This is a genomic window from Kitasatospora sp. NPDC001527 (genome assembly GCF_040298605.1).
Lineage (GTDB): Bacteria > Actinomycetota > Actinomycetes > Streptomycetales > Streptomycetaceae > Kitasatospora.
Window position 1 is genome coordinate 1 of the sequence record NZ_JBEPAM010000068.1, and the last position, 25,788, is coordinate 25,788.

General features: G+C 75.2%; 19 protein-coding genes, 1 rRNA gene and 1 pseudogene. 16 read left to right on the top strand and 5 right to left on the bottom strand.

Annotated features, from left to right (window positions below; translation table 11 throughout):
* From rrf to ABT238_RS35560, 9 genes are all read left to right on the top strand, one after another.
* Positions 1-92 (top strand): 5S ribosomal RNA (gene rrf, locus ABT238_RS35520); the annotation flags it as partial.
* Positions 93-306: 214 nt separating this feature from the next.
* A complete protein-coding gene (locus ABT238_RS35525; protein WP_350804980.1) occupies positions 307-1,713 on the top strand; it encodes a sensor histidine kinase in 1,407 nt (468 codons plus the stop codon).
* Positions 1,665-2,330, top strand: coding sequence for a response regulator transcription factor (locus ABT238_RS35530; protein WP_350571626.1), 666 nt, complete (start codon positions 1,665-1,667; stop codon positions 2,328-2,330). The genes ABT238_RS35525 and ABT238_RS35530 overlap by 49 nt, the downstream gene beginning before the upstream one ends.
* Before the next feature lie 180 nt (positions 2,331-2,510).
* A complete protein-coding gene (locus ABT238_RS35535; protein ID WP_350804991.1) occupies positions 2,511-4,058 on the top strand; it encodes a DUF2637 domain-containing protein in 1,548 nt (515 codons plus the stop codon).
* Positions 4,059-4,182: 124 nt separating this feature from the next.
* Positions 4,183-5,487, top strand: a complete 1,305-nt coding sequence (locus ABT238_RS35540; protein ID WP_350571624.1) for a DUF6986 family protein — start codon at positions 4,183-4,185, stop codon at positions 5,485-5,487.
* A gap of 148 nt (positions 5,488-5,635) precedes the next feature.
* A complete protein-coding gene (locus ABT238_RS35545) occupies positions 5,636-6,292 on the top strand; it encodes a YigZ family protein (RefSeq protein ID WP_350571622.1) in 657 nt (218 codons plus the stop codon).
* 365 nt (positions 6,293-6,657) lie between these two features.
* Positions 6,658-8,334 (top strand): hypothetical protein, encoded by a 1,677-nt coding sequence (locus tag ABT238_RS35550; protein WP_350571621.1) that lies wholly within the window; start codon positions 6,658-6,660, stop codon positions 8,332-8,334.
* Between the two features lie 125 nt (positions 8,335-8,459).
* The gene (locus ABT238_RS35555) at positions 8,460-10,133 is read left to right on the top strand and encodes a restriction endonuclease (protein WP_350571620.1); all 1,674 of its coding nucleotides are present in this window, start codon (positions 8,460-8,462) and stop codon (positions 10,131-10,133) included.
* Positions 10,134-10,364: 231 nt separating this feature from the next.
* Positions 10,365-11,135: a ZIP family metal transporter gene (locus tag ABT238_RS35560; protein WP_502884392.1), complete on the top strand. Its 771-nt coding sequence runs from the start codon at positions 10,365-10,367 to the stop codon at positions 11,133-11,135.
* A gap of 44 nt (positions 11,136-11,179) precedes the next feature.
* Here the strand turns inward: ABT238_RS35560 and ABT238_RS35565 are convergent, their stop codons facing one another.
* Complete coding sequence (locus ABT238_RS35565) at positions 11,180-12,085, bottom strand: LysR family transcriptional regulator (RefSeq protein WP_350805011.1); 906 nt, start codon at positions 12,083-12,085, stop codon at positions 11,180-11,182.
* Positions 12,086-12,203: 118 nt separating this feature from the next.
* Between ABT238_RS35565 and ABT238_RS35570 the strand changes: the two genes are divergently transcribed.
* Positions 12,204-13,157, top strand: coding sequence for an EamA family transporter (locus ABT238_RS35570; protein WP_350571634.1), 954 nt, complete (start codon positions 12,204-12,206; stop codon positions 13,155-13,157).
* 100 nt (positions 13,158-13,257) lie between these two features.
* Here ABT238_RS35570 and ABT238_RS35575 read toward each other — a convergent pair.
* A pseudogene (locus ABT238_RS35575) lies at positions 13,258-13,596 on the bottom strand (MarR family winged helix-turn-helix transcriptional regulator); the annotation flags it as partial.
* 146 nt (positions 13,597-13,742) lie between these two features.
* On the opposite strand from ABT238_RS35575, the gene ABT238_RS35580 reads away from it, so the two are divergent.
* Positions 13,743-14,081 carry a DUF2218 domain-containing protein gene (locus tag ABT238_RS35580; protein ID WP_350571615.1) on the top strand — a complete coding sequence of 113 codons (339 nt, stop codon included), beginning with the start codon at positions 13,743-13,745 and terminating at the stop codon, positions 14,079-14,081.
* Positions 14,082-14,106: 25 nt separating this feature from the next.
* Here ABT238_RS35580 and ABT238_RS35585 read toward each other — a convergent pair whose 3' ends face one another.
* Positions 14,107-14,763, bottom strand: a complete 657-nt coding sequence (locus tag ABT238_RS35585; RefSeq protein ID WP_350805017.1) for a phosphatase PAP2 family protein — start codon at positions 14,761-14,763, stop codon at positions 14,107-14,109.
* A 448-nt stretch (positions 14,764-15,211) separates the two neighbouring features.
* Entirely contained in the window at positions 15,212-16,567 is a 1,356-nt protein-coding gene (gene gabT, locus ABT238_RS35590) for a 4-aminobutyrate--2-oxoglutarate transaminase (RefSeq protein WP_350571611.1), read from the bottom strand.
* Positions 16,568-16,807: 240 nt separating this feature from the next.
* On the opposite strand from gabT, the gene ABT238_RS35595 reads away from it, so the two are divergent.
* The 3 genes from ABT238_RS35595 to ABT238_RS35605 all read left to right on the top strand — a co-directional run bounded on the left by ABT238_RS35595 (position 16,808) and on the right by ABT238_RS35605 (position 22,233).
* Entirely contained in the window at positions 16,808-18,898 is a 2,091-nt protein-coding gene (locus ABT238_RS35595; protein ID WP_350805024.1) for a type IV secretory system conjugative DNA transfer family protein, read from the top strand.
* Between the two features lie 171 nt (positions 18,899-19,069).
* On the top strand, positions 19,070-20,635 hold the full coding sequence (locus tag ABT238_RS35600; protein WP_350571607.1) for a PucR family transcriptional regulator: 1,566 nt from the start codon (positions 19,070-19,072) through the stop codon (positions 20,633-20,635).
* A 155-nt stretch (positions 20,636-20,790) separates the two neighbouring features.
* On the top strand, positions 20,791-22,233 hold the full coding sequence (locus ABT238_RS35605; RefSeq protein ID WP_350571606.1) for an aldehyde dehydrogenase family protein: 1,443 nt from the start codon (positions 20,791-20,793) through the stop codon (positions 22,231-22,233).
* Between the two features lie 70 nt (positions 22,234-22,303).
* On the opposite strand, the gene ABT238_RS35610 is transcribed toward ABT238_RS35605, so the two are convergent.
* Positions 22,304-22,969, bottom strand: a complete 666-nt coding sequence (locus tag ABT238_RS35610; protein WP_350805030.1) for an NAD(P)H-binding protein — start codon at positions 22,967-22,969, stop codon at positions 22,304-22,306.
* 89 nt (positions 22,970-23,058) lie between these two features.
* Here ABT238_RS35610 and dxr point away from each other — a divergent pair, with 89 nt between their 5' ends.
* Together dxr and ABT238_RS35620 are read left to right on the top strand one after the other, a co-directional pair.
* Positions 23,059-24,288, top strand: coding sequence for a 1-deoxy-D-xylulose-5-phosphate reductoisomerase (gene dxr / locus ABT238_RS35615; protein WP_350805037.1), 1,230 nt, complete (start codon positions 23,059-23,061; stop codon positions 24,286-24,288).
* Positions 24,289-24,366: 78 nt separating this feature from the next.
* On the top strand, positions 24,367-25,671 hold the full coding sequence (locus ABT238_RS35620; RefSeq protein ID WP_350571601.1) for a M50 family metallopeptidase: 1,305 nt from the start codon (positions 24,367-24,369) through the stop codon (positions 25,669-25,671).
* The last annotated feature ends 117 nt before the right edge of the window (positions 25,672-25,788 follow it).

Genomic DNA, 25,788 nt, shown 5'->3' on the forward strand with positions numbered 1-25,788 from the left:
CGCCCGGTTACATTCCGAACCCGGAAGCTAAGCCTCATAGCGCCGATGGTACTGCAGGGGGGACCCTGTGGGAGAGTAGGACGCCGCCGAACAATTCTTCTGAGAAGCCCCTGCCGGGGAACCGGCAGGGGCTTTTCGCATTTCCGCGCCCTGAGGAGGCACCGGGCCAGGGGTGGACCTAACACCACCTTGAAGTCGGGTGGGACGGCCAGTGCGCTCGCCGGGTGTGCGGGGAAAACTTGGTCAGGACGATCGGAGCCGGTGTGCGGCATCGGCCTACCAGTGGGATCAGCAACAGGAGCGCTCGTGGCAACGGAGAGTCGAATCAGCGGCGGTGGCGCCGTGCGCGCCCGGACCGAGGCGGCACTCGCGGCGGGCGGTCTCGGGCTGGCCCGGTTGTCGCTGCTGGTGCTGGGCACGGTCCCGCTCGTGGCGGTGCCGGCCTTCGGCGCGGTGTTCGCGGGTGCCACCGTCGCGTGGATGCTGGACTCCTACTACCCGGCGGCGTTGTTCGCTCTCGTCGCCGCCGTGGTGGCGGGGCTGGCGCTGGCCGGGATGTTCGTGCGCCCGTGCGCGCGTCGGACGCGGGCACAGCTGGGCAACTGGTACGGGGTCCGTCTGCCCGTCTCCTACAGTCCGCGGCCGGCGCTGGAGGCGGACGCGCGCGGCCACTGGTGGACGGGGTACTCGTACCACCGGTCCCAGAACGTGGCCCGGTTCGCGCAACTGCTGCACTGGTCGTTGAGGGACCGGGCGACCCGGTCGGAGATGCTCTGGCTGGTGGTCAGGCCGCTGCTGGTGACCGCGCTCGGGGCGCTGGTGACGGGGCTGCTGGCCGCCGGGGTGGTGTACCTGGTCATGGCGGTGGAGAGTTACCGGTCCTACGGTCCGAACCCTGAGACGACGGCGCTGTTCGCCGGGTTGCTGGGGCTCGCGCTGATCGCCGCCGGCGTGCTGCTGGCGCCGTACGCGGTCCGCCTGTACGCGGAGGTGGCACGGCGGGTGCTCGACCAGGACGGCCGGGCCACGCACGCCCAGCTGACCCGGCGGGTGGCGGAGCTGACCGAGACCCGTGCCGACGCGGTCGGCAGCCAGGCGGCGGAGCTGCGGCGGATCGAGCGGGACCTGCACGACGGTGCGCAGGCGCGGCTGGTCGCGATCGGGATGACGCTGGGCACCATCGAGCACCTGATGGAGACGGATCCGGCGGCGGCGCGCGAGTTGCTGTCGGAGGCCCGGCAGTCCTCGGCCCGCGCGCTCCAGGAGCTGCGCGACCTGGTCCGCGGCATTCACCCGCCGGTGCTGGCGGAGCGCGGGCTGGGGGACGCGGTGCGGGCGCTGGCGCTGGACTGCGCGCTGCCGACCGAGGTGTGCGTGAGCCTGCCGGACCGCCCGCCGGCGCCGGTGGAGGCCACGGCGTACTTCAGCATCTGCGAGCTGCTGGCGAACGCGGCCAAGCACTCGGGGGCCGAGCAGGTCTGGGTGGACATCCTGTACCGGGCGGGCCGGCTGCGGGTCACGGTGACGGACGACGGTGTCGGCGTGGCGGATCCCACCCGGGGGACCGGGCTGCGCGGGATAGAACGCCGATTGGGTACCTTCGACGGTGTCCTCGCCATCGACAGTACGTCGGGCGGTCCGACCACCATCACCTTGGAGCTGCCGTGCGAGTTGTCCTCGCAGAGGACCTCTACCTCCTTCGAGAAGGTCTGATCCGGCTGCTGGAAGCGCACGGCTTCACGATCGCCGCCGCGGTCGAGACCGGGCCGGAGCTGTTGGACGCGCTGCTGACGCACCGTCCGGACGTCGCGGTGGTCGACGTGCGGCTGCCGCCGACCCTCACCGACGAGGGTCTGCAGGCGGCCCTCAAGGCGCGCCGGGAGATCCCCGGCCTGCCGGTGCTGGTGCTGTCGCAGCACGTCCAGCAGCTCTACGCGCGGGAGTTGCTGGCCGACGGCACGGGCGGGATCGGCTACCTGCTGAAGGACCGGGTGTTCGCCGCCGACCAGTTCATCGACGCGGTCCGCCGGGTGGCGGCCGGCGGAACCGCGATGGACCCGGACGTCATCGCCAAGCTGATGCAGACCACCTCCCGTCGTCCCGGCCCGTTGCAGCGCCTGTCGCCGCGCGAGCGTGAGGTGCTGGAGCTGATGGCGGAGGGCTGTTCGAACTCGGCGATCGCCGCCCGGCTGACGGTGAGCGACGGCGCGGTCGCCAAGCACATCGCCAACATCTTCACCAAGCTGGAGCTGGCCCCGGCTGAGGACGCCAATCGCCGGGTGATGGCCGTGCTCGCGTACCTCAACGGGACGGCGGGACGGGCGGCCTGACCGGCCACCTGTTCGGGGCGCTGTGACGGTCCGGGCTGCGAGAACGCTGAGACGGGTGTACGAGTAAACTCCGGTGGGCCGAGCCCGGAGGTGCTTCAGCCGTCCGGCGCCCCGACACGCGGGAACCGGCAGCCGGAGCAGCGTACGGCCGCAGCCGACATCCAGGGGTTGATAGACGTTATGGCACGCCCATCGCTCACCAAGGCCCACCGGGGTCTTCTCGGCCTGGTCGCCGCCGGGGCCTGTGTCATCTCGGGGATCGGCTTCGCCGGTTCGTACAACGCGGTCAAGGAACTGGCCGAGGAGAAGGGGTTCGGCGCCTTCTCCTACGCCTTCCCGATCGGCGTGGACGCCGGCATCGTGGTGCTGCTCGCGCTGGACCTGGTGCTGACCTGGCTGCGCATACCCTTCCCGCTGCTGCGGCAGACCGCCTGGCTGCTGACGGTCGCGACGATCGCCTTCAACGCCGCGGCCTCCTGGGGCGACCCGCTCGGCATGGGCATGCACGCGGTCATCCCGCTGCTGTTCGTCGTCGTGGTCGAGGCCTCGCGGCACGCGGTCGGCCGGATCGCGGCGATCACGGCCGACCGGCACATGGAGTCGGTCCGGGTGATGCGCTGGCTGCTGTCCCCGGTGCCGACCTTCCGGCTCTGGCGGCGGATGAAGCTGTGGGAACTGCGCTCGTACGACGAGGTCGTGCGGCTGGAGCAGAACCGGCTGGTCTACCGGGCGCAGCTGCGGTTCCGGTACGGGCGGGGCTGGCGCCGGTCGGCGCCGATCCAGGCGCTGCTGCCGCTGAAGCTGGCCAAGTACGGTGTGCCCCTCGATCCGGCGGTGTTCGACCGGATGGACGAGGAGTCGCAGGCGGTCCGCGAGGCGAAGGAGGCCCGGGAGGCCGAGGCCGCGGCCCGCGCGGAGGCGCTGGCCGCCCAGGAGGCCCGGGCCCTGGCGGAGAGCCGCGCGGCGGCGGCTCTGGTGCCGGCCGGGCCGAAGGAGCCGGGTCGGCAGGAGGAACAGCTCCAGGCCCAGCCCCAGCCCCACGCTCAGCCTCAACCCCAGCCCCAGCTCCAGCCCCAGCCCGAGGCGGTGCCGGCCGGTCCGGAGCCGCTGCCCGCGGAGGTCGCGGCGCCGATGCTCGCCAAGCTCGCCCAGGTTCGGCTGCGCGCGGCGCAGGAGCCCGAGGGCGGGGAGGTGGTCCCCCCGCAGCCGAGGGACGAACTGAACGTCTGGACCGAGCGCGCCGTGCGGGCGACCGGCCACTCCAACGAGGCCGCGCCGGGCGGCCGCGTGCCGGGTCAGGCCTCGCCGTGGTTCAAGCCGCCGCGCCCGACGGGTGCGGACGAACCGCAGGAGGCGCACCCGGCGGTCGTCGCGCACGGTGTCGAACTCGGGGAGGAGGCGCCGCCGTACGCCGAGTACCCGGAGGGGGATTTCCCGCAGGAGCCGGACTTCGACGCGCTGCCGGAGTTCCCGCAGGAGGCGGTGGTCGCCGAGCGCCCGCTGCGGGCGGGGTCGCACCGGCTGGACCCGGAGCTGGCCTACCAGGGACTGGTCAGCTACCTCGACAGCCATGAAGGGCAGCAGCCCAACGCGGAGCGGCTCGCCGACTGGCTGACCCGCGAGCTCGGCGCGCGCGGCAGCCGTCCGGACGGGTCGGTGCACCCGAAGGAGGTCGACCGGCTCATCCCCGAGCTGCGCGACCGCTACGCCGCCTCCGGGCGGGACTGACCCCCGTCCGGTCGCACACCCGGTCATTGACGCCGGGTCGGGGCCCGTCTACCTTCGCATCAACAAACCGTTGCAGCGCCGGCCGGGCGCGGGCCCGCGCGCATGTCTGCCTGAGGGGTGGCGGATGACGCAGGGCGGGACGGGCCGGACCGGGCCGACGGGCGCGGCAGGGTTCTCCACCGCCGCCCGGGCCGCCGTGGACGCGCTGCTGGCACCCGTCGACGCCGAGCTGGCCCGCCGCTACCCGGGCGACCCGGGCGGCCGCCAGCCGGTCCACACCGTCTACGTGCCGGCCGACGCCTTCGCCGCCGACACCGTGCGGACCTGGGGCCGGCAGGCCCTGGAGGCCTTCGACACCCACGCCGGGACCCCGGCCGAGCTGGCCCGCGCGCTCGGCGTGCCGGACGACGCGCTGCTGGCCGAGGTCCACCGCCGGGTGCGGGCCAAGCTGGAACGCGAGCCGGTCGAAGACCTGCGGATCGACTTCGAGGACGGCTACGGCCCGCGGCCCGACGCGGAGGAGGACGCGGCCGCCGTCCGGGCCGCCGAGCTGCTCGCCGCCGCGGTCGCCGACGGCAGCGCCCCGCCGTACCTCGGCATCCGGATCAAGTGTCTGGAGGCGGCGGTCCGGGACCGGGGCATCCGCACCCTGGAACTCTTCCTCTCCACCCTGCTGGCCCACGGCGGAGCGCCCGACGGGCTGGTGCTCACCCTGCCCAAGGTGACCTACGCCGAGCAGGTCACCGCGCTGGTCCGGCTGCTGGAGGACTTCGAGCGCACCGCCGGGCTGCCGGCCGGGCGGCTCGGCTTCGAGATCCAGATCGAGACCACCCAGGCGATCCTCGGCCCGGACGGCCGGGCCACTGTCGCCCGGATGATCGGGGCGGCCGGCGGACGGGCCACCGGCCTGCACTACGGCACCTTCGACTACAGCGCCGCGTGCGGGGTCGCCGCCGCCCACCAGCGCATGGACCACCCGGCCGCCGACCACGCCAAGGCGGTGATGCAGGTGGCCGCCGCCGGGACCGGGGTCCGACTCTCCGACGGCTCCACCAACGTGGTCCCGGCCGGGACCACCGCCCAGGTGCACGCCGCCTGGAGGCTCCACCACGACCTGGTCCGCCGCTCGCTCGCCCGGGCCTACTACCAGGGATGGGACGTGCACCCGGCGCACCTGCCGACCCGGTACGCCGCGGTGTACTCCTTCTACCGGGAGGGTCTCGCCGCGGCCGCCGCCCGGCTGTCCGCGTACGTGGCCGAGGCGGGCGGGGACGCCACGGGGGACGTCATGGACGAGCCGGCGACCGCCCGGGCGCTCGGCGGGTACCTGGTGCGCGGGCTGGACTGCGGGGCTGTCGACCTCGCCGAGGTCACCGGGGCCACCGGTCTGGACCGCGCCCGGCTGCAGGCGCTCGCCGGCCGCCGCTGAACGGCCGCCCTTGAACGGCCGCCGCCGGTGGGCAACCGGTCGGGCACCGGCCGGGGGTTAGGCTGGCGGAGCGGTCCCCGGTCGAGCTGTCGCCCGGTGCGGGCCGCACCGCCCGCCCCTCGTCGCCCTCCGGGAGAACCGCCGCGCCATGTCCGCCACACCGGAGCCGACCCCCAGGCCCTACCTGACCATCCGGAGCGCGGGCACGCACGAGCTGGAGATCAAGAAGTCCCGGTTCATCTGCCACCTCGCCCGGGTCGCCGACGAGGAGGAGGCCCAGGCGTTCATCGCGGGCATCCGCAAGCGGTACTGGGACGCCCGGCACAACTGCACGGCCTTCGTGGTCGGCGACGAGCAGCGCCGCGAGCGCTCCAGCGACGACGGTGAGCCCGGCGGGACCGCCGGGGTGCCGATGCTGGAGGTGCTGCGGCGGCGCGGCGTCACCGACACGGTGGCGGTGGTGACCCGGTACTTCGGCGGCATCAAGCTCGGCGCGGGCGGTCTGGTGCGCGCCTACGGGAGCTCGGTGTCGGAGGCGCTGGACGAGGTCGGGCTGCTGGAGCGGCGGCCGGTCGCGCTGCTCGCGGTGACGGCGGACCACACCCGGGCCGGGCGGGTGGAGAACGACCTGCGGGCAGCCGGGTTCACCGTGAGCGACCTGGCCTACGAGGCGGCCGGGGTGCGGATCGAGGTCGGGGTGCCGGAGCCGGAGGTCGCGGCGTTCCACACCTGGCTGGCCGAGGCGACCGGCGGGACGGCGGTCGCGGTGGCGGCGGGCCGCACGTACGTCGAGGTGCCGGTCTGAGCGGTGCCCGGGCCCGGCCGGAGCCGTGCCGGCGCCGGACGCCGCACCGGCCGACGCGACCCTGACGCGCCCGCAGGAGCGGTCGGGGGACCGCTCGCCGGCCCCAGCAGATCCTCGTCGTCCGCGCTGGGCGGCTTGAGCAGATTCACCCGAATGTAGTGACGTGGCCCGGAGTTGGAACTTCCGCTCCGGGCCATGGCGTTTCCTGGGCACAGGTCCGGCGAACCGGACCAATGACCCATCGATGGAGGACACGGGACCCCACCACCGAACCCGGAGGTATGCGCATGACCTCGGACCGCTCGTCGTCGTCGGTGCCCGCCCCTGCCGGTCCGCCCGGACCCGGAGGCCCGACGCCCTACCGGATGACCGTCACCACCGCCCTCCCGCACGCCGACGCCCTCGCCCTGGCCGACCAGTGCCTCGCCGCCTGGCTGAAACGGGAATGGCGCGAGGAACCCCCACCCCTCGAACCCGCCCCGCCCACCGGCGAGGCCGTACCCCGGGCCGAACGGCTGCGGCTCGGCGAGCGCGTCCTGCTGGACCGCGACGGCGGCCCGCTCGACGGCCCGCCGCCCGGCGGCCGCTACGACCGCCGCCAGGTGCGCACCCCCGCTCCGCACGGCACCGACCGGCTCACCCTGACCGTGGCGACCGGGCCCGTGGGCCCCACCTGGCTCCGGCTGGAGGCCGCCACCCGCACCACCGGCAGCGGTGTGCGCACGCCCGGGCGGGTACCGCTGCCCGAGGTGGTCCGCGCGCTGCTGCCCCTGCTGGACGCCGCCGACGGCCCGGCCGCCGTGCCGGCCGCACCCCGGGTGCTCACCGCCGCCGGGGTCGACCGGCTCGTCGACGAACTCTGCGACCCGGACCGCCGGATGCCCACCGTGGTGGCCAGCGTCCCGGCCGGCCTCGGCACCGGGCAGTGGCTCGCCGACGTGGTCGGCCCGCTCTGCGACCAGCTGCCCGGCCTCGCCGGCCTGTACGTCCTCGACGCCGACGCCCGGACCAGGTTCAACGTCGCGCTGGAGTACCACGCCGTCTACGGAGGCGCGGTCCGCACCTACCTGCCCGAGGTCGACCCGGCCTCCCGCCGGGACGGCCGGCGCCACCCGGTGCTGGCACGGAACCGGATCGAGGAGGACCTGCGGCGCGCGGCCGCCCTGCTGTCCCGCGAGCCGCGCCGGCTCGCCGCCGAACGGCCGCTGCCGGCGGTGCTGGCGGGCGTCCCGGCGCTGCGGGTGCCCAGGCCCGGCCCGGTCCCCGAGCCCGCGCCCGCGGCCCCGGCACCCTCCCACGGGCGGGAGGAGCACGAGCGGGGTGCCCGCCCGTCCCGGCACGAGGGCCGCCGGGAACACCACCGGGAACGGCCGAAGCCCAAGGCGCCGTCCGCCGGAGCCGCCACCGGACGGGCGGCCGGTCCCGGCCAGGGGCGTGTCTCCGTCGGCCGGCTCTGCGTCGCGCCGGCCGGTGCGGGCACCCCCGCCGCACCCGCCGTTCCCGCCCACCGGCCGGGGAGGTGGCGGGCCGGACCGCCCGGCGGGCGCGCCGGCGTCCCGCTGACCTTCACCGAACTCATGGCCCGGCTCGGCGAGTTCCCGCTGCTCACCTTCACCGGCGACCAGAAGGCCGCGCTCGCCCTCGACGACCTGCGCTGCGCCGGCGGCGGCTGGGCCCGGCTCACCTGGGACGGCCTCACCGCGCTCCAGGAGTACGCCGAGGCGGCCGTGCGCGGCCAGGCCGGCGGGGACTTCAAGCAGTGGTGCGAGCGGACCCCGGCCGGCTGCCACCGCTTCCCGCCCCGCAAGGCGGTGCGCGGCGAGTCCCGGACGGTGCACAGCCACGCCAAGTGGAAACGCGAACGGATGCTCCCGGTGCCGGAATGCGTGGACGCGTCCCGGCGCGCGTTCATGGGCGCGCACCTGCGGATCGGCGGCGGCCGCACCGCGCCCCGGCTGCACTACCTCGACGACTGTTCGGGCAGTGGCCGGATCTATGTCGGCTACATCGGGCTGCACCTGACCAACACCCGGACCAACTGAGAGGCTTGGCTGACCGGTGCGCCCGTTCGGTGGACAATGTCCGGAAGGGGGCGGGCCTCGGGGCGGCCGACGGGTCGCCGACCGCCCCGGGCAGGCGCCGGACGAGCATGGGGGAACGACCACCGATGCAGTACTCAGCAGACGGCCAGTCCGACGGTGCTGTCACGGCCCTCCAGCCGGGCTTCCTGGCCTCGGTCTTCCGTGACCTCGGGGTCGAGCCGGAGGACGACGGACCGGCCGCACCGTCCGGACCGTCCGGCCCGCGTCCCGGCACCGCGGACGGCGGCCCGGACGGTCCGTCACCCGACGGTCCGCCGGGCCCGGACGGCGACGAGGCCGTCGCCGCCCACGCCCGGGCCGCCACGCTCACCCACCACCGCACGCTCACCGTCCAGGCCGAGCAGGAGCGGCTGGCCGACCTGCTCCGACGGGCCGCGCTGCCCGTCTCGGCCATGGACTTCGAGAGCCAGCTGCGCCGCTACGAGCCGCGTCCCTACCCGGCCGACGGGCCGGCCGCGGCGGCGGGCGGCGAGGACCCGGAGCCGCGCTGGGAGGACTACGCGCCCGCCGAGCCGCCCGCCGCCGACCCCGACGAGGCCCCGTCCCGCCGGCTGCTGGACTCGGGCTACCAGCGCGAGCTCGCCACGGCCCGGCTCGCGCACCAGCGCGCCCTGCGCGAATGGCGCACCCGGCAGGCCGAGGCCGCGGACCCGGTCGCCGACGAGTCCCGGCGCGCCCACGACGAGGCCGAGCAGGCCAAGGCCCGCGCGGTGCGCGAGTACAACGAGTCCCTGGAGGAGTGCCGCCGGGCCTACCGGCAGGCCGAGCCGGCCGCCGTCGAGTCGCTGCTGGAGCGCGCGCTCGCCGCCGCCGAGACCCGTACCCAGGACCTCCCGGCGCCCTGCCGGGCCGTCTACCGGCCGCTGACCCGCACCGCCGTGCTCGACCTCGACCTGCCGCCCCTCGACGTGGTGCCCTCGCTGACCGGCTACCGGCTCGGCCCGGACGGCGACATCCTCCCGGTGCCGCGCCCGCCGGCCGACCGGGCCGCCGACTACCTGCGGCTGGTCGCCCGGCTCGCGCTGCGCGCCCTGCAGGCCGCCGACGCCGTCGACACCGACGAGATCCTCGCCGGGGTGGTGCTCAACGGCTGGCTGCGCGAGCCCGGCGGGACCGATCCGCTCTGCCTGGTGAGCGTGGACGCGGACCGCGACGCACTGGCCCGCACCAGGCTGCTGCCGCCCGCCGACCCCGACGAGGAGCCCGACGGCGAGGGCGTCTACGCGGACGCCGAGCAGGACGAGGCCCTGGTCCGGCTGCGCCGGCTCGGCGCCGCCGTCAGCCCCGACCCGTACGGGCGGGCGGGCGTCGAACCGGCCGCGCAGGCGGCGCCCGCCGTCCCGGCCGCGCCGGACCTGTCGGCGAACGAGTTCGCCCAGCTGGTCCGCGAACTGCTCACCCGGGGCGGGCTCGGCCAGTGGAGCGTGCGGCTGCGCGGCCCGGCCGGCCTGGTGGCCACCGGTGAGGGGCCGAACGGCAGCGCGCTGCCCGGCCGCTGGGTGGTCTGGGCCTCGCGGGGCGCCGATCCGGTGGGGGAGGAGGAGATCCGCACACTGGCGGAGGCGGTCCGCGAGGAGTCCGCCGAGCGCGGCCTGCGGCTCACCACCGGCCACTTCACCGACGGGGCGCTCGACCTCACCGGCGAGGACGGGCACCGGCACATCCACCTGGTCGACGGGGACGGGGTGCGCGAGCTGGCGCGCACCCACCTCGGGCTGCCGCTCGCCGCCGGGCGCTGAACCGGGCGCCCGGCGCCGTACGACGACGCGCCGGCGTCCGGCCGGCTCACCCCGACGGACCGTCCGGCGGGCGTCGGGGGACGGGCTGCACGACGCTGGGGGACACGGCCGTCCCGCACCGGTCGACGACCGGCCCGGGGACGGCGGAACAGGGGGGAGACGAGTGAACAGACGGTCCGTCACGGCGGGGCAGCGGTGACCGCGGTCCTGGTCGCCGCCGGGGCCTTCCTGATGACGCTGATCGGCGGCTGGGTCGCCCAGCGCACCGGGGACCGCCGCCACCTGGTGCTCGGTTTCGCCGCCGGGCTGATGCTCGGGGTGGTCGCCTTCGACCTCCTCCCGGAGGCGCTGCACCAGGCGCCCGAGGAGGTCCACGGGGTGCCCCAGGCACTGCTGATGTTCGCGGCCGGGTTCCTGGCCATCCACATCGTCGAGCGGGCGGTGGCCATCCACCGCGGCCACGAGGCGGAGTACGCCGCGCACACCCACGGCCAGCGGCCCGCGCAGGGCGATGCCCACGCCCACGGGCACGCGCACGGCCGGAGCCGGTCCGGCGTCGACGGGCACCAGGGCGTCGGCCTGACCGCCGCCTTCGCCCTGGTCGGCCACAGCGTGATGGACGGCTTCGCGATCGGCGCGGCCTTCCAGGCCGGGACGACGGTCGGGACGGTGGTGGCGATCGCCGTGGTCGCGCACGACTTCGCCGACGGCTTCAACACCTACACGATCACCAGGCTCTACGGGAACAACAAACGGCGGGCGCTGACCCTGCTCGCGGCGGACGCGCTCGCGCCGGTCACCGGCGCCGCGATCACCCTGCTGTTCACCATCTCCGAGCACGTGCTCGGCCTCTACCTGGGGTTCTTCGCCGGGTTCCTGCTCTACCTGGCGACCTCCGACATCCTGCCCGAGGCGCACAGCCCGCACCCCTCGCGCACCACCCTGCTCTGCACCCTCGCCGGGGTGGGCTTCATGTGGCTGGTGATCGGCTTCGCCGGCTGACACCGCGTCGGGCCGGACCGGTCCGGCCCGACGCTCCGGGCAGGTCAGCCGCTCCGGGCGTCCCACCGGGCCCGCATCGCGGCCAGCGCTTCGGTGATCGCCGGGCGGCGCGAGGCCTGCGAGCGCCAGAGCGCGAACACCCGCCGGGCCGGCTCCGGCACGACCGGCCTGGCGACCACCCCCGGCGGCAGCGTTCCCCGCCCCAGCCGCGGCACCAGCCCCACGCCCAGTCCCGCCGCGATCAGCGCGATCTGCGTCTCGAACTCGCCGACCTGGTAGCGCACGTCCGGTTCCTCGCCGGCCTCGCGCAGCGTCCGCACCAGCCAGTCGTGACAGATGTTGCCCGGCGGCACGCTGGTCCACCGCTGTCCGCGCAGCCGTTCCTCGGGCACCACCGGGAGCCCGGCCAGCGGATGGCCGGCCGGCAGCAGCAGGTCCACCGGGTCCTCGCCGAGGTCCGTCCGGGACAGGCCGTCCTGGACCGGCAGCGGCACCGTCGGCCAGTCCTGGACGAGCGCCAGGTCGACCTCCCCGCGCGCCACCAGGTCGGCCGCCGGGTACGGGTCGCTCTCCAGCAGCCGCACGTCCAGGTCGGGGCAGCGCTCGCGCAGGTCGGCCAGCACGCCCGGCATCAGCCCGCGCGCGCCGGTCGCGAAGGCGGCCACCAGCAGCCGTCCGACCGCCTGGCCGCGCTGCTCCTCCAGCCGCACCTCGGCCCGCTCCACCAGGCCCAGCACCGCCTGCGCGGTGTCCGCCAGTTCGCGCGCCGCGTCGGTCAGCACCACCCCGCGGCCCTGGCGCTCCAGCAGCACCGTCCTGGTCTCCCGCTCCAGCTTGGCGATCTGCTGGGAGACGGCGGACGGCGTGAAGCCGAGGGCCGCGGCAGCCCCGCCGACCGAGCCGTGCACCGCCACCGCGTGCAGCGCCCGCAGGCGCCCCAGATCCATCATGAAGCCATGCTAAAGCATGGCCTTCAATATTCATCGCTGGTGCTACACGGTCCCCCGCGGCCATCCTCGTGCCATGAGCGCATCCCCCCAGACCGCCCCGGGCGGCGGCAACGGCGGCATGAGGCCGCGTCACATCGCCCTGGCGGTCCTGGTCGCCGCCGTCTGGGGTCTCAACTTCGTCCTCATCCACGTCGGCCTGGAGAACTTCCCCCCGCTGCTCTTCTGCGCCCTGCGCTTCGCGGTGGTCGCCGTCCCGGCGGTCTTCCTCGTCGGCCCGCCGAAGGTCGCCTGGCGGTGGGTGCTCGCGGTCGGTCTGGTGCTCGGGGTGGTCAAGTTCGGCCTGCTCTTCCTCGGCATGCACGCCGGGATGCCGGCCGGTCTCTCCTCCCTGGTGCTCCAGGGGCAGGCGGTCTTCACCGCCCTGTTCGCCGGCGTCCTGCTGGGCGAGCGGCCCGGCGGGCAGCGGCTGTTCGGCCTGGCCGTCGCCTTCGCCGGAATCGGCCTGAGCGCCGTCGACCGCGGCCTCGGCGGGCCGCTCGGCGCCTTCGCCCTGGTCGTGCTCGCGGCGGCCGCCTGGGGCCTGTCCAACGTGCTGACCCGCAAGGCCGCCCCGCCGGACGCGCTGCGCTGGATGGTCTGGGTCAGCGCCGTGCCGCCGCTGCCGCTGCTCGGCCTCTCGCTGCTGGTCGAGGGCCCGGAGGCGGACCTGCGGGCGCTGCGCGGGATCGGCCTCGCCGGACTCGGCGCGATCGGCTACGTCGGGCTGGTCTCCACCCTGTTCGGCTTCGTCGCCTGGAGCTACCTGCTGCGCAGCTACGACGCCACCGCCGTCGCGCCCTACTCGCTGCTGGTGCCGGTGTTCGGGATGTCCTCGGCCTGGCTGCTGCTCGGCGAGTCGGTCGGCCCGGCGGCCGTCGTCGCGGCGGTGCTGGTGGTCGCCGGGATCGGGATCACCGCGCTGCGCCCGGGGGCACCGTCCGGCGCGGCCCGGCGCTGGGCGCGGCGAGCGCCGCGTACGCGGACTCGGCGGTCCGCAGCGCCCGCAGCAGCGCGTCCTGCTCGGCGGGGCTGACCGGGCCGAAGTACTCCTGGGCGACCTCGTGCCGGACCTGACCGATCCGCTCCACCGCCGACCGTCCGGCCGCGGTGAGCAGGATCCGCACGGCCCGGCGGTCGGCCGGGTCCGGGTTCCGCTCGACCAGACCGGCCTCCTCCAGGGCGTCGACCACCGTGGTGGCCGAGCGCGGGGCGATGTGCAGCCGGTCGGCCAGGTCGCTCAGCCGCATCGCGCGGTCGGGGAGCTCGCAGCCGGGAGCGTGTGCCAGGGCCCGCAGAGCGCGGCCCTGACCGGGGGTGATGCCGTAGGGCTCCAGCCGCTCGCTGGTGCGGCGGCGGATCCGCTTGATCGCCCGGGTCATCGCGTCGGCCAGCTCGGCGGCGGTGTCCGGGGCGCCCGCCGGGTCCGGAACGGGGGAGGAGCTCGCCGCGTCGTCGGTCGGCGTGGTGGTCATGGCGGCTCTCCTCGGCAGGTGTCCGACCCAGGGTATCGGCCGGTCCCGAGGCGCTCGGAAACATGTTGAGCAAGGCTCAGTATCTGGGTTAGCGTAGACCACAAGTGAGGGCACCCTAAGTTCCCTCCCCCGACTCTGGAGGGCCCGTGCCCCGCTCCGAAGCCCGCGTCGCCACCGCCCGTTCCGCCCGCTACGCCAAGCAGCTCGCGGCCCACATGGGCCGCAAGATCCAGGCCGACTGGTCCGAGGAGACCGGCCGCGGCACCCTCGTCTTCGGTGCCGGCACCGCCACGCTGGAGGCCGCCCCCGACGCGCTGCTGCTCGCGGTCGAGGGCGCGACCGAGAACCTGCCCGGCCTGGAGGACGTCGTCGGCCGTCACCTGGTCCGCTTCGGTGCCCGCGACGAACTGGTCGTCGAGTGGCACCGCGACAACGGCGAGCCCGGCCTCGTCCACCGCAACGACGAGGACCCGGCCGAGGGCTGACGGCTGAAGGCCGGGCAGCTGGAGGCTAACGCCCGGGCGGCGGCGTCCGGGGCGTGCCCGGGCGGCCGGTGAGCGGCCACCGGGCGAGGGTCCACAGCACCAGGCCGCCCAGGCACCAGCTGGCCACCACGTCCAGCAGCCAGTGGTAGTCGCTCCACACCAGCCCGAGCCCGACACCCGCCACCAGCAGGGCCGTTCCCGCGGCGAGCACCCGCCGCGCCCGCCGGCCGGCCGCCCGGGCCAGCAGCAGCGCCGCGACCCCGTAGCCGAGCGCGGCGGTCGCGGTGTGGCCGGACGGGTACCAGCCCCACTGGTCCGCCGCCAGCGGCAGCCCGAACGGCCCGGGCCGCGCGAACCACGCCTTCGCCGGCACGACCAGCAGCGGGATCAGCCCGGCCGTCAGCACCGCCACCGGGACCGGCAGCCACCAGCGCGCGAAGCCCGCCCGGAACTCCCGCCAGGCCGCCACTCCCGCGCCGGACAGCAGCACCGGGACCGCCACCGAGCCGCCGCCCAGGTCGGAGAGCGCCTTGCCGAGGTGGTTGAGCAGGGTGCTGCGCAGCGCGTGCCGGGTCTCCAGGACGGCGTGCCGGGTCCAGCGGTCCAGCCCCAGCAGCGGCCCGTCCACCGCGACCTGCCAGGACACCAGGAGCAGCACCACCCCGAGGACCGCCGGCCCCACCGGGTGCGCCAGGACGCGAGGCAGCCGCCCCGGAGCAGGGGGGAGAGCTCCGGGGCGGCCCTGATGATCGCCGCTCCGTGCGCCCCGGGGGGTGTGGGTCGGACGGCCGGTCGATCGGCTTTCGGTATGCACCGCCCCGGGCGGGACGGCCTGGTTGTCCTCGCGGCCCTCGCGCGGAGCCGCCCCGGAGAGCGGTGCCGCGGACGGATCCGCCCATGGCTGGGGCTCGCTGTCCATCTGTGATGACACTACGTCAAGGTCCGTGCGCAGCCGAGGAGCTTCAGCGATTCCGCACACCATCTTCACCGTCCGCGCCGGTCGCGTCACGCCGGGTTCGAACCGAACGGCCCGCGGGGACGAGGTCCCCACGGGCCGTTCAGCGCTGTCCGGACATCCCTCCGGCGGGTCTTCGGTGCGGTGCGGGCCGTCGCCGCGGCCGCGGGCTGGCTCAGACGGCGGCGAACGCGCCCTCGAGGATGTCCAGGCCCTCGTTCAGCAGGTGCTCCGGCATCACCAGCGGCGGCAGGAAGCGCAGCACGTTGCCGTAGGTGCCGGCGGTCAGCACGACCAGGCCCTCGGCGTGGCAGGCCTTGGCGATGGCTGCGGTGGCCTCCGCGTTCGGCTCCTTGCCGCCCGGCTTCACCAGCTCGACGGCGATCATCGCGCCGCGGCCGCGGACCTCACCGATGCGGACACGGTCGGAGTCGGCGAACTTCTCCTGCAGGGCGCGCAGGCGGCCCAGCATGATCTCGCCGATCCGCTGCGCCTTGCCGACGAGGTCCTGCTCCTTCATGGTCTCGATGGCGCCCAGCGCGGCCGCGCAGGCCACCGGGTTGCCGCCGTAGGTGCCGCCCAGGCCGCCGGTCTGCGCGGCGTCCATGATCTCGGCGCGGCCGGTCAGCGCGGACAGCGGCAGACCGCCGGCGATGCCCTTGGCGGTGGTGATCAGGTCCGGGACGATGCCCTCGTCCTCACAGGCGAACCACTGGCCGGTGCGGCAGAAGCCGGTCTGGATCTCGTCCGCGACGAACACGATCCCGTTCGCCTTCGCGAACTCCACGATCGCCGGCAGGAAGCCCTTGGCCGGCTCGATGAACCCGCCCTCGCCCTGGATCGGCTCGATGATGATCGCGGCGACGTTCTCGGCGCCGATCTGCTTGTTGATGGTGTCGATCGCCTGGGCGGCGGCCTCGGCGGCGCAGTTCTCCGCACCGGTCAGCCAGCGGTAGGGGTAGGCCACCGGCACCCGGTAGACCTCGGGGGCGAACGGACCGAAGCCCTGCTTGTACGGCATGTTCTTCGCCGTCAGCGCCAGGGTCAGGTTGGTGCGGCCGTGGTAGCCGTGGTCGAACACCACGACGGCCTGGCGCTTGGTGTAGGCGCGGGCGATCTTCACCGCGTTCTCGACGGCCTCGGAGCCGGAGTTGAACAGCGCGGTGCGCTTCTCGTGGTCGCCCGGGGTCAGCTCGTTCAGCTGCTCGGCCACGGCCACGTAACCCTCGTACGGGGTCACCATGAAGCAGGTGTGGGTGAAGGCGGCCAACTGCTCGGTCGTCTTCGCCACGACGGCCTCGGCGCTGTTGCCGACGTTGGTCACGGCGATGCCGGAGCCGAAGTCGATCAGCGAGTTGCCGTCCACGTCCTCCAGCACGCCGCCGCCGGCGCGGGACACGTACACCGGAAGGGTGGTGCCGACGCCGGCCGCCACCGCACCCAGCTTGCGGGCGTGCAGCTCCTGCGACTTCGGACCGGGGATCGCGGTGACCAGGCGGCGCTCCTGCGGGAGCGGCGTTGCGGCGCTCATGGGTTTCTCCAGACTCTTCGGCTCGGTAGTTCGCAGGCTACGGCGGTGCTCTCCGGGCGGGCATGCGCCACTCGGTAGCAGTGGGCCGTCCGACTTGTCCGGGGCGGCCAGCGCGCGCGACGCCACGACCGGCGGGCCGCGCTCCACTACATTGAGCGCGGGCGTGTCGCCGGGGCGGCGGCATGGGTATGGGCGGCACCGACGGCGGTCGGGCCGGCGGGCGAGGGAGCGGGGCCGTACATGGGACTGGACGGGGCACGGAGCCACAGCGAGCGGACCACCGCCATCCCCCGGAACGCGTCCACCCCGATGCCGCACCCGCGACCCCCGGCCCGCGCGCCGTTCGACCTCGCCGCCTGGGTCGCGGCCCCGCGGCCGGAGGCCGCCCCGGGCGTCTTCCGCGAGGGCTACCGGCAGCTCGACCCCGACCGCGCCGAGGCCGCCAAGGTCCCCACCTGGCCCCTCCTCCTGCGCGCGGGCCTGAATGCGGTGGTGGCGTGGTTCGCCTACCTCTACGGCACCCAGTTGCTGATGTACCTGCTGGTCTGGTTCGGCCGACAGACGGGGATCGGCCCTCTTGCCGAGCCTTCGGAGGCCGGGGCCATGTTCACGCTGCTGGTCGTCAACGTCATCTCGATCGCCGTGGTCATCAAGGTCTTCGGGCGGATGGGCCGGTGGGTGGAGGTGTGGCGGCGGTACGCGATGCCGTTGCTGTCGCGGACGGTGACGGAGGAGGAGCCCGCGTCCGTGGAGGAGCAGGCGGAGACGGTGCGGCTGCGGGATCCGTGGGCGGTGCTGCGGCAGGGCGGGGCGGCGGCCGCGGCCGGGCGGCTGGACGGCGAGGCGGTCGGGGACGTCGACTACGTGCGGATCCAGCGGGCGTGGGAGTCCGCCCAGGCCGACCGGGCCTTCGTGCCGGCCTTCGACGAGCAGGTGGCGCTGCGCGGCGCCGCCGCGTTCGCGCACCCGTCGGAGGCGCGCGAGTTGCCGGGGCGGGCGGAGCGGCACGACCTGCTGCTGGCCCAGGTGCGGCTCGGTACCGCGCAGGACGTGCCGAAGAACCCGCTGACCCACCGGGCGGCGGGCTTCGCGCTGGACCCGGCGGTGCTGGGCACCTCGCTGCTGGCGGTGGGCCCGGCCGGAACGGGGAAGACGGCCCGGCTGGCCCGCCCGGTGGCGGAGGCGCTGTGCCTGCAGGCGCTGGCCGGGACGGCGTGCGCGGTGGTGATCGGGTCGGCGGAGGCGGACCTCGGGCCGGACGACTGGTACGACGTGGTGATCGCCCCGGGCCACGCCGCGTCCCGCTACGGGCTGGACCTGTACGGCGGGGCGCAGGACCCGGACGAGGCGGCGGCCCGGCTGGCGGAGGCGCTGCTGCCCGACGAGCTGACGGCGCGCGCCGAGACGGCGCGGACGGCGTTGCAGCAGATGGTGGGACCGTTCCACGCCGCGTTCGGCCGCTACCCGGGGGTGCGCGAGCTGCGGGCGCTGCTCGCCGGGGAGGCGGAGGCGCTGGAGTCGCTGGTGAAGGGGCTGCGGGCGGCGGGCCGGCTGGGCTCGTACGAGCGGGACCTGGAGCACCGGGAGCGCCAGCGCGGCCGGGCGGACGATCCGGGGGCGCTGCTGGCGGACCGGCTGGCGCTGCTGGACCGGCCGGCCTTCGAGGGGGTGTTCGCGACCGACGGGACGGGCCGTCCGCCGTTCGCGATGCGGGTGCTGGACCATCCGCTGCGGGTGCGGGTGAAGCTGCCGGAGCACAGCCACCCGGAGGCCGCGCGGATGCTGTCGCGGCTGCTGGTGGGCCAGTTCGTGCAGGCCGCGGGCGCGCGCGGGGACCGGTCGCTGTTCGCCGGGCTGGTGGTGGACGACGCCTCGGCGGCCCTGGACGCCGGGATCGTGCGCGGGCTGCAGCGCCTGCGCGGGGCGAACGCCGGGGTGGTGCTGCTGCTGCGGACGCTGGTCGACCTGCCGGAGGCGCTGCGGGCGCCGCTGTTCGGGGCGGTGGGCTGCCGGGCGGCGTTCCCGGGCATCGCGCCGTGGGACGGCCGGCTGTTCTCGGAGGCCTGGGGCACGCACCTGGTGCGGGAGACGGCGGTGACCCTGGCGCCGGACACCTCGGGCGGGATCGTGCGGCGGGCCGGGCGGCTGGGCCGCAAGGCGCTGTCGGGGACGACCGCCCAGACGGAGTCGGTGACCACCCGGGAGGTGGAACGGCTGCGCTGGTCCCCGTCGGACCTGGCGCACGCGCTGCCCGCCGGGCACGCGGTGCTGTCGCTGACGGCGGTGTCGGGGGAGCAGGTGCCGCCGCTGCTGGTGGACCTCCGGGGCTGAGAGCCGCGGGGGAGGGGAGGAGAGGGGCGCGGACAAAGCTCGCCTTCGAGGTGGATTCGGCAGTGCCGGTTGTCCGGGGCGTCCATAATGAGAAGTGGGATCCCCCCAGGACCCCCAGTCCTCTCTCGCCCGGCCGCAACGGCGCGGTCGGGTCGTTCCCTCGAAGGTGCCATGCCCCCCACACTTGCCTCCGTCGTCCGCAACACCTCGCTCCATCTGACGGTCCTCGCCGGTGCGGACCACCTGGAGCGGCCGGTCCGCTGGGTGCACACCAGCGAGCTGGACGACCCGACGCCGTTCCTGGAGGGTGGCGAGCTGCTGCTCACCACCGGGATCAAGCTCGGCCGCACGGCCGCCCAGTTGCAGGCCTACGTGCACCGGCTGGCCGACGCGGGGGTGGTCGGGCTCGGACTGGGGGTGGGCCTGTCGCACACCGAGGTCCCGCAGCCGCTGGTGGACGCGGCGGCGCAGCGCGGCCTCCCGCTGCTGCGGGTGCCGGAGCCGACGCCGTTCATCGCGATCAGCAAGGTCGTGTCGGCGGCGCTGGCCGCCGAGCAGTACGAGGCGGTGACGACCAGCTTCGAGGCGCAGGAGGAGCTGACCCGGGCCGCGCTGGGCAAGGACGGCACGACCGCGGTGGTGCGGCGGCTGGCGGCCCGGCTGGGCGGCTGGGCGGCGCTGTACGACGGCTCGGGCGCGCTGTCGGTGGTGGCGCCGGACTGGGCGGCGCGCCGGGCCGGGCGGCTGGCGGCGGAGGTGGACCGGCTGCGCCGGCGGCCGGCGCCGTCGAGTGCCGCGCTGCAGGGCCGCGCGCCGGGGATAGACACGGCGGACGAGGACTACGTGGTGGTCCAGTCGCTGGGGGCGGACCGGCGGGCCCGGGGTTTCCTGGCGGTGGGCACCGAGGACCGGATCACGCCGACCGAGCGGTACGTGCTGAACGCGGCGGTGGCGCTGCTGACGCTGACCCTGGAGCGGTCGCGGGAGCTGCGGCAGGCCGAGGAGAGGATGGGCGCCGCCCTGCTGCGGATGGTGCTGGCCGGCGAGGTGGCGACGGCGCGCCAGGTGGCGGCCGGTCTGTTCGGCGGGCTGCCGGAGGGGACCGTGCGGGTGCTGGTGGCCGGGGCGGCCCAGGGGGCGGAAGCCGGGGAGGCGCTGGGCGAGCTGGGCGACCGCGCCGAGCAGGCCGGGTCGCGGGTCGGCGAGAAGCTGCTGGTGGCGCGGGAGGACGGCGCGCACGGGGCGCGGCTGATGGTGCTGGCGCTGGACAACGGCGCGGTGCACCGGGCGTGCCTGGGGGCGGTGGAGGAGCACGAGGGTCTGTCGCTGGGCGTGTCGGCGCCGGCCGCGCTGGAGGACGCCGGGACGGCGCACGCGCAGGCCGAGCGGGCGCTGGCGGTGGCGCTGCGCGGCGGGCGGCGTTCGGTGGACCACGAGGAGGTCGGCGCGGGCTCGCTGCTGCCGCTGCTCGGTGAGGACGCCGTGACGGCCTTCGCGGAGGGCCTGCTGCGGCCGCTGCGGGAGCACGATCGGACGGCGCGCGGCGATCTGGTGGCCTCGCTGCGGGCGTGGCTGTCGCGGCACGGGCAGTGGGACGCGGCGGCGGCCGACCTCGGGGTGCACCGGCACACCCTGCGCTACCGGATGCGGCGGGTGGAGGAGCTGCTGGGGCGGTCGCTGGACGACACGGACGTCCGGATGGAGCTCTGGCTGGCGCTGCGTTCCGGCGAGGAGTGAGCGGGGGCGCCCGTTCGGGGCTGGACGCGGTGGAGTGGCGGTGGGGGCGAACGCTACTCGGTGTCCAATCCGGTCGGCGCGTCGGCCGCCCTACCCTCGGTTCTGGCTCCACGTCCGTGGGGCGTGAGGACGACGAGGAGAGGGCCGGTACCACGGTGACCACCACGTACGATTTCTGGCTGGCCGGCCGCCGGGCGAGCGGCGACGCCGACTTCGAGGTGCACAACAGCTGGGACGGCCGCCTGGTCGGCAAGGTGAGCATCCCCACCGAGGCGCAGGTCGAGGAGGCCCTGGAGGCCGCCGTCGCCGCGCTGCCGGTGTTCGCCGCGACCCCCGCGCACGTGCGCTCCGCCGCCCTGGACCACGTGGCCCGGCGGCTGACCGAGCGCACCGAGGAGATCGCCCAGCTGATCACCGCCGAGAACGGCAAGCCGATCAAGTGGGCCCGCGGTGAGATCGGCCGCGCCGTCTCGGTGTTCCGCTGGGCCGCCGAGGAGGCCCGCCGGACCAACGGCGAGACCATGCGGCTGGACACCGACCCGGGCGGCACGGGCCGCTTCGCGGTGGTGCGGCGCTTCCCGCGCGGCGTGGTGCTGGGCATCGCCCCCTTCAACTTCCCGCTGAACCTGGTCGCCCACAAGATCGCCCCGGCGATCGCGGTCGGCGCGCCGATCATCCTCAAGCCGGCCCCGGCCACCCCGCTGTCGGCGATGGTGCTGGGCGAGATCCTGGCCGAGACCGACCTGCCGGTCGGCTCCTGGAGCGTCCTGCCGGTGCCGAACGACCGGATGCCGGCCCTGGTGCAGGACCCGCGTCTGCCGGTGATCTCCTTCACCGGTTCGGACAAGGTCGGCTACCAGATCATGGACTCGGTGCCGCGCAAGCACACCACCCTGGAGCTGGGCGGCAACGCGGCGGCCGTGGTGCTCGCCGACTGGTCCTCCGAGGCGGACCTGGACTGGGCGGCCACCCGGATCGCGATGTTCGCCAACTACCAGGGCGGCCAGTCCTGCATCTCGGTGCAGCGGGTGATCGCCGACGCGTCGGTGTACGACGCGCTGGCGGAGAAGGTCGTCGCCAAGGTGCGGGCGCAGGTCACCGGTGACCCCAACGACGACGCGACGGACGTCGGCCCGCTGGTCGACGAGAACGCCGCCAAGCGGGTGGAGTCCTGGGTGGACGACGCGGTCGCCAAGGGCGCGAAGCTGCTCACCGGCGGCACCCGCGAGGGCGCGACCTACGCCCCCACCGTGCTGGCCGAGCTGCCGGCCGACGCGATCCTGGCCACCTCCGAGGTGTTCGGCCCGGTCCTGTCGCTGCACAAGGTGGACGGCGTGGACGAGGCCTTCGCGGCCGTCAACGACTCGCTGTTCGGCCTGCAGGCGGGTGTGTTCACGCACGACCTGCAGACCGCCTTCCGCGCCCACCGGGAGCTGGAGGTCGGCGGTGTGATCATCGGCGACGCGCCGTCCTACCGCGCCGACCAGATGCCGTACGGCGGCGTCAAGGACTCCGGCGTCGGCCGTGAGGGCGTCCGGTACGCGATGGACGACTACACCGTCGAGAAGGTCCTGGTCCTCACCGGCCTCGACCTCTGAGGGTGACCTGAGCGAGGGCCCGGCCGCACCGTGCGGCCGGGCCCTCGCGCGTGCCGGGCCGTGGCCGGGTTCAGCCGTGGCCGGCGACGGCCGCGACCGCCTCGGCCACGGTCGCGTTGCCGGCCACCAGCTCCAGGGTCTGTCCGGCGGTGCCGGGCTCGTGCAGCAGCCCGGCGAGCACGGCGGCGACGTCCTGCCGGTCGACCGACCCGCGCGACACGCTCGGCGCGAGCCGGACCAGACCGGTGCCCGGGCCGTCGGTGAGGCGGCCGGGGCGCAGCACCGTCCAGTCCAGCGCGGTGCGCGCCCGGACGGCGTCGTCGGCGGCGCCCTTGGCCCGCAGATAGGTCTCGAAGACCTCGTCGGAGGGGTAGCGGGCCTGGGCGTCGGCGCCGATCCCGGAGACCATGACGTACCGGCGCACGCCGGCCAGCACGGCGGCGTCGGCGAGCAGCACGGCGGCGTCCCGGTCGACGGTGAGCTTGCGGGCGGCCCCGCTGCCCGGCCCGGCGCCGGCCGCGAACACCACGGCGTCCGCGCCCTCCAGCAGCCGGGCGAGTTCCGGCGGGGCGGCGGCCTCCAGGTCGAGCAGCAGCGGTTCGGCCCCGGCGGCGACGAGGTCGTCGGCCTGTTCGGGGCGGCGGATGATTCCGGCGGGGCGGTCGCCGCGGTCGGCGAGCAGCCGTTCCAGGCGGAGGGCGATCTGTCCGTGGCCCCCGGCGATGACGATGCGCATGGCTCCGACGGTAGCCCGGGAGCGCGCCCGGCGTCCCGGGAACGGTCCCGTGGTGCCGGGCCGGGAGCCGGGCAGGACACAATGGGCGCATGACTTCGCTCGCCCACCCGCAGCTGCGGTTCACCCCCGAGGTGACCACCCCCTCCGGCCCCCGGGAGCTGGTGATCCTCGGTTCCACCGGTTCGATCGGCACCCAGGCCATCGACGTGGTCCTGCGCAACCCGGACCGGTTCCGGGTGGTGGCCCTCTCGGCCGCCGGCGGCCGGGTGGAACTGCTCGCCGAGCAGGCGCTGCGGCTGGGGGTGCACACCGTGGCGGTGGCCGAGCCGGCGGCCGAGCCGGCGCTGCGCGAGGCGCTGGCGGCGAAGGCGGCGGGCCGTGCGCTGCCGGCCGTGCTGGCCGGTCCGGACGCGGCGACGGAGCTGGCGGCGATGGAGTGCCACTCGGTGCTGAACGGCATCACCGGCTCGATCGGCCTGCGCCCGACGCTGGCCGCGCTGCGGGCCGGCCGGGTGCTGGTGCTGGCCAACAAGGAGTCGCTGATCGTCGGCGGTCCGCTGGTGAAGGCGGTCGCGAGGCCGGGGCAGATCGTGCCGGTGGACTCCGAGCACGCCGCGCTGTTCCAGGCGCTGGCCGGCGGCACCCGGGCCGAGGTCCGCAAGCTGGTGGTGACCGCGAGCGGCGGCCCGTTCCGCAACCGCGGCCGCGCCGAGCTGGCGGGCGTCACCCCGGCGGACGCGCTGGCGCACCCGACCTGGGCGATGGGCCCGGTCGTCACGATCAATTCGGCCACCCTGGTGAACAAGGGCCTGGAGGTGATCGAGGCGCACCTGCTGTACGACGTGCCGTTCGACCGGATCGAGGTCGTGGTCCATCCGCAGTCGGTCGTCCACTCGATGGTGGAGTTCACGGACGGTTCCACGCTGGCGCAGGCGAGCCCGCCGGACATGCGGATGCCGATCGCGCTGGGCCTGGGCTGGCCGGACCGGGTGCCGGACGCGGCCCCGGGCTGCGACTGGACCAAGGCGGCGACCTGGGAGTTCTTCCCGCTGGACAACGACGCCTTCCCGGCGGTCGAGCTGGCCCGCGAGGTCGGCACGCTGGGCGGCACCGCCCCGGCGGTGTTCAACGCGGCCAACGAGGAGTGCGTGGAGGCCTTCCTGAACGGCCGCCTCGCCTTCACCGGGATCGTGGACACTGTGGCGAAGGTCGTGGCCGAGCACGGCACCCCGGCGGCGGGAACTTCGCTGACGGTGGAGGACGTCCTGCACGCGGAGGACTGGGCGCGCGCCCGGGCCCGCGAGCTGGCCGCGGGCTGATCCGGGTCCCCCGGACGGCAGCGCCGGACGACCGGTACGACGACAGGATGAGCGGAGCGGCATGACGGAGGAGCAGCGGTGGCAACGGTGATGACGGTGGTCGGCATCCTGGTCTTCGTACTGGGACTGCTCTTCTCGATCGCCTGGCACGAGCTCGGCCACCTCTCCACGGCCAAGCTGTTCGGCATCAGGGTGCCGCAGTACATGGTCGGCTTCGGCCCGACGGTCTGGTCACGGAAGAAGGGCGAGACCGAGTACGGCCTGAAGGCCATTCCGCTGGGCGGGTACATCCGGATGATCGGGATGTTCCCGCCCGGCGCGGACGGGCGGATCACCCAGCGCTCCACCTCGCCCTGGCGGACCATGATCGAGGACGCCCGGGAGGCCTCGTACGAGGAGGTCAGGGAGGGCGACGAGAGCCGGCTCTTCTACACGCGCAAGCCGTGGAAGCGCGTGATCGTCATGTTCGCCGGGCCGTTCATGAACCTGATCCTCTCCTTCGGGCTCTTCCTGACCGTGCTGATGGGCTTCGGCGTCCCGATGTCGGTGCCGACCATCGGCACCGTCTCGGAGTGCGTCGTCAAGGCCGGCCAGCCGACCGACAACTGCCCGGCCGACGCGCCGGTGGCGCCCGCCTTCCAGGCCGGGCTGAAGCCCGGCGACAAGGTGGTCTCCTTCGACGGCGACCGGATCACCGGCTACGAGCAGCTCCAGGACGACATCCGGAAGTCCGCCGGCCGGCGGGTCGACCTGGTGGTCGAGCGCGACGGGCAGCGCCTCACCCTCACCCCGACCATCGCCGTCAACGACGTGCAGAAGTACGACTCCGACGGCCGGCCGGTCAAGGGCGAGACGGTGCGGGCCGGCTTCCTCGGCTTCACCCCGGCCAGCGGCGTGGTCCAGCTCGGCTTCGGGCAGTCCGTCGACCGGATGTACGACATGGCGGAGAACGGCGTGAAGTCGCTCGCCGCGCTTCCGGGCAAGATCCCGGGCCTGTGGCACTCGGTGGTGGACGGCACCCCGCGCGAGGCCGACTCGCCGATCGGCATGGTCGGCGCGGCCCGGGTCAGCGGCGAGGTGTTCGCCCTGGACATCCCGGGCAGCCAGCGGGTCGCCTACTTCGTCAACCTGCTCGCCGGGATCAACCTCTCGCTGTTCCTCTTCAACATGCTGCCGCTGCTGCCGCTGGACGGCGGCCACATCGCGGGCGCGGCCTGGGAGTCGGTGCGCCGCCGCTTCGCCCGGCTGTTCCGCCGCCCCGACCCCGGTCCGTTCGACGTGGCCCGGCTGATGCCGCTCGCCTACGTGGTGGCCAGCGTGTTCATCGGCTTCACCCTGCTGGTGCTCGTGGCCGACCTGGTGAACCCCGTCAAGATCAGTTAGACCGGCGGGACGGCGGGTGCGCGGACGCCCGTTCCCGTGCCGTACCGTTGGAGCCCGGGCGTGCGATCGTCGGCGCGTCCGGGCTCGGCCGTCCCAGCGGCCGGACCGACCACACCT

Coding starts and splice junctions, on each gene's coding strand:
- ABT238_RS35535 (WP_350804991.1), top strand. CDS start 2,511: ATGGCACGCCCATCGCTCACCAAGGCCCACCGGGGTCTTCTCGGCCTG.
- ABT238_RS35540 (WP_350571624.1), top strand. CDS start 4,183: ATGACGCAGGGCGGGACGGGCCGGACCGGGCCGACGGGCGCGGCAGGG.
- ABT238_RS35545 (WP_350571622.1), top strand. CDS start 5,636: ATGTCCGCCACACCGGAGCCGACCCCCAGGCCCTACCTGACCATCCGG.
- ABT238_RS35550 (WP_350571621.1), top strand. CDS start 6,658: ATGACCGTCACCACCGCCCTCCCGCACGCCGACGCCCTCGCCCTGGCC.
- ABT238_RS35555 (WP_350571620.1), top strand. CDS start 8,460: ATGCAGTACTCAGCAGACGGCCAGTCCGACGGTGCTGTCACGGCCCTC.
- ABT238_RS35560 (WP_502884392.1), top strand. CDS start 10,365: ATGACGCTGATCGGCGGCTGGGTCGCCCAGCGCACCGGGGACCGCCGC.
- ABT238_RS35565 (WP_350805011.1), bottom strand. CDS start 12,085: ATGATGGATCTGGGGCGCCTGCGGGCGCTGCACGCGGTGGCGGTGCAC.
- ABT238_RS35570 (WP_350571634.1), top strand. CDS start 12,204: ATGAGGCCGCGTCACATCGCCCTGGCGGTCCTGGTCGCCGCCGTCTGG.
- gabT (WP_350571611.1), bottom strand. CDS start 16,567: ATGAGCGCCGCAACGCCGCTCCCGCAGGAGCGCCGCCTGGTCACCGCG.
- ABT238_RS35595 (WP_350805024.1), top strand. CDS start 16,808: ATGGGACTGGACGGGGCACGGAGCCACAGCGAGCGGACCACCGCCATC.
- ABT238_RS35600 (WP_350571607.1), top strand. CDS start 19,070: ATGCCCCCCACACTTGCCTCCGTCGTCCGCAACACCTCGCTCCATCTG.
- ABT238_RS35610 (WP_350805030.1), bottom strand. CDS start 22,969: ATGCGCATCGTCATCGCCGGGGGCCACGGACAGATCGCCCTCCGCCTG.
- dxr (WP_350805037.1), top strand. CDS start 23,059: ATGACTTCGCTCGCCCACCCGCAGCTGCGGTTCACCCCCGAGGTGACC.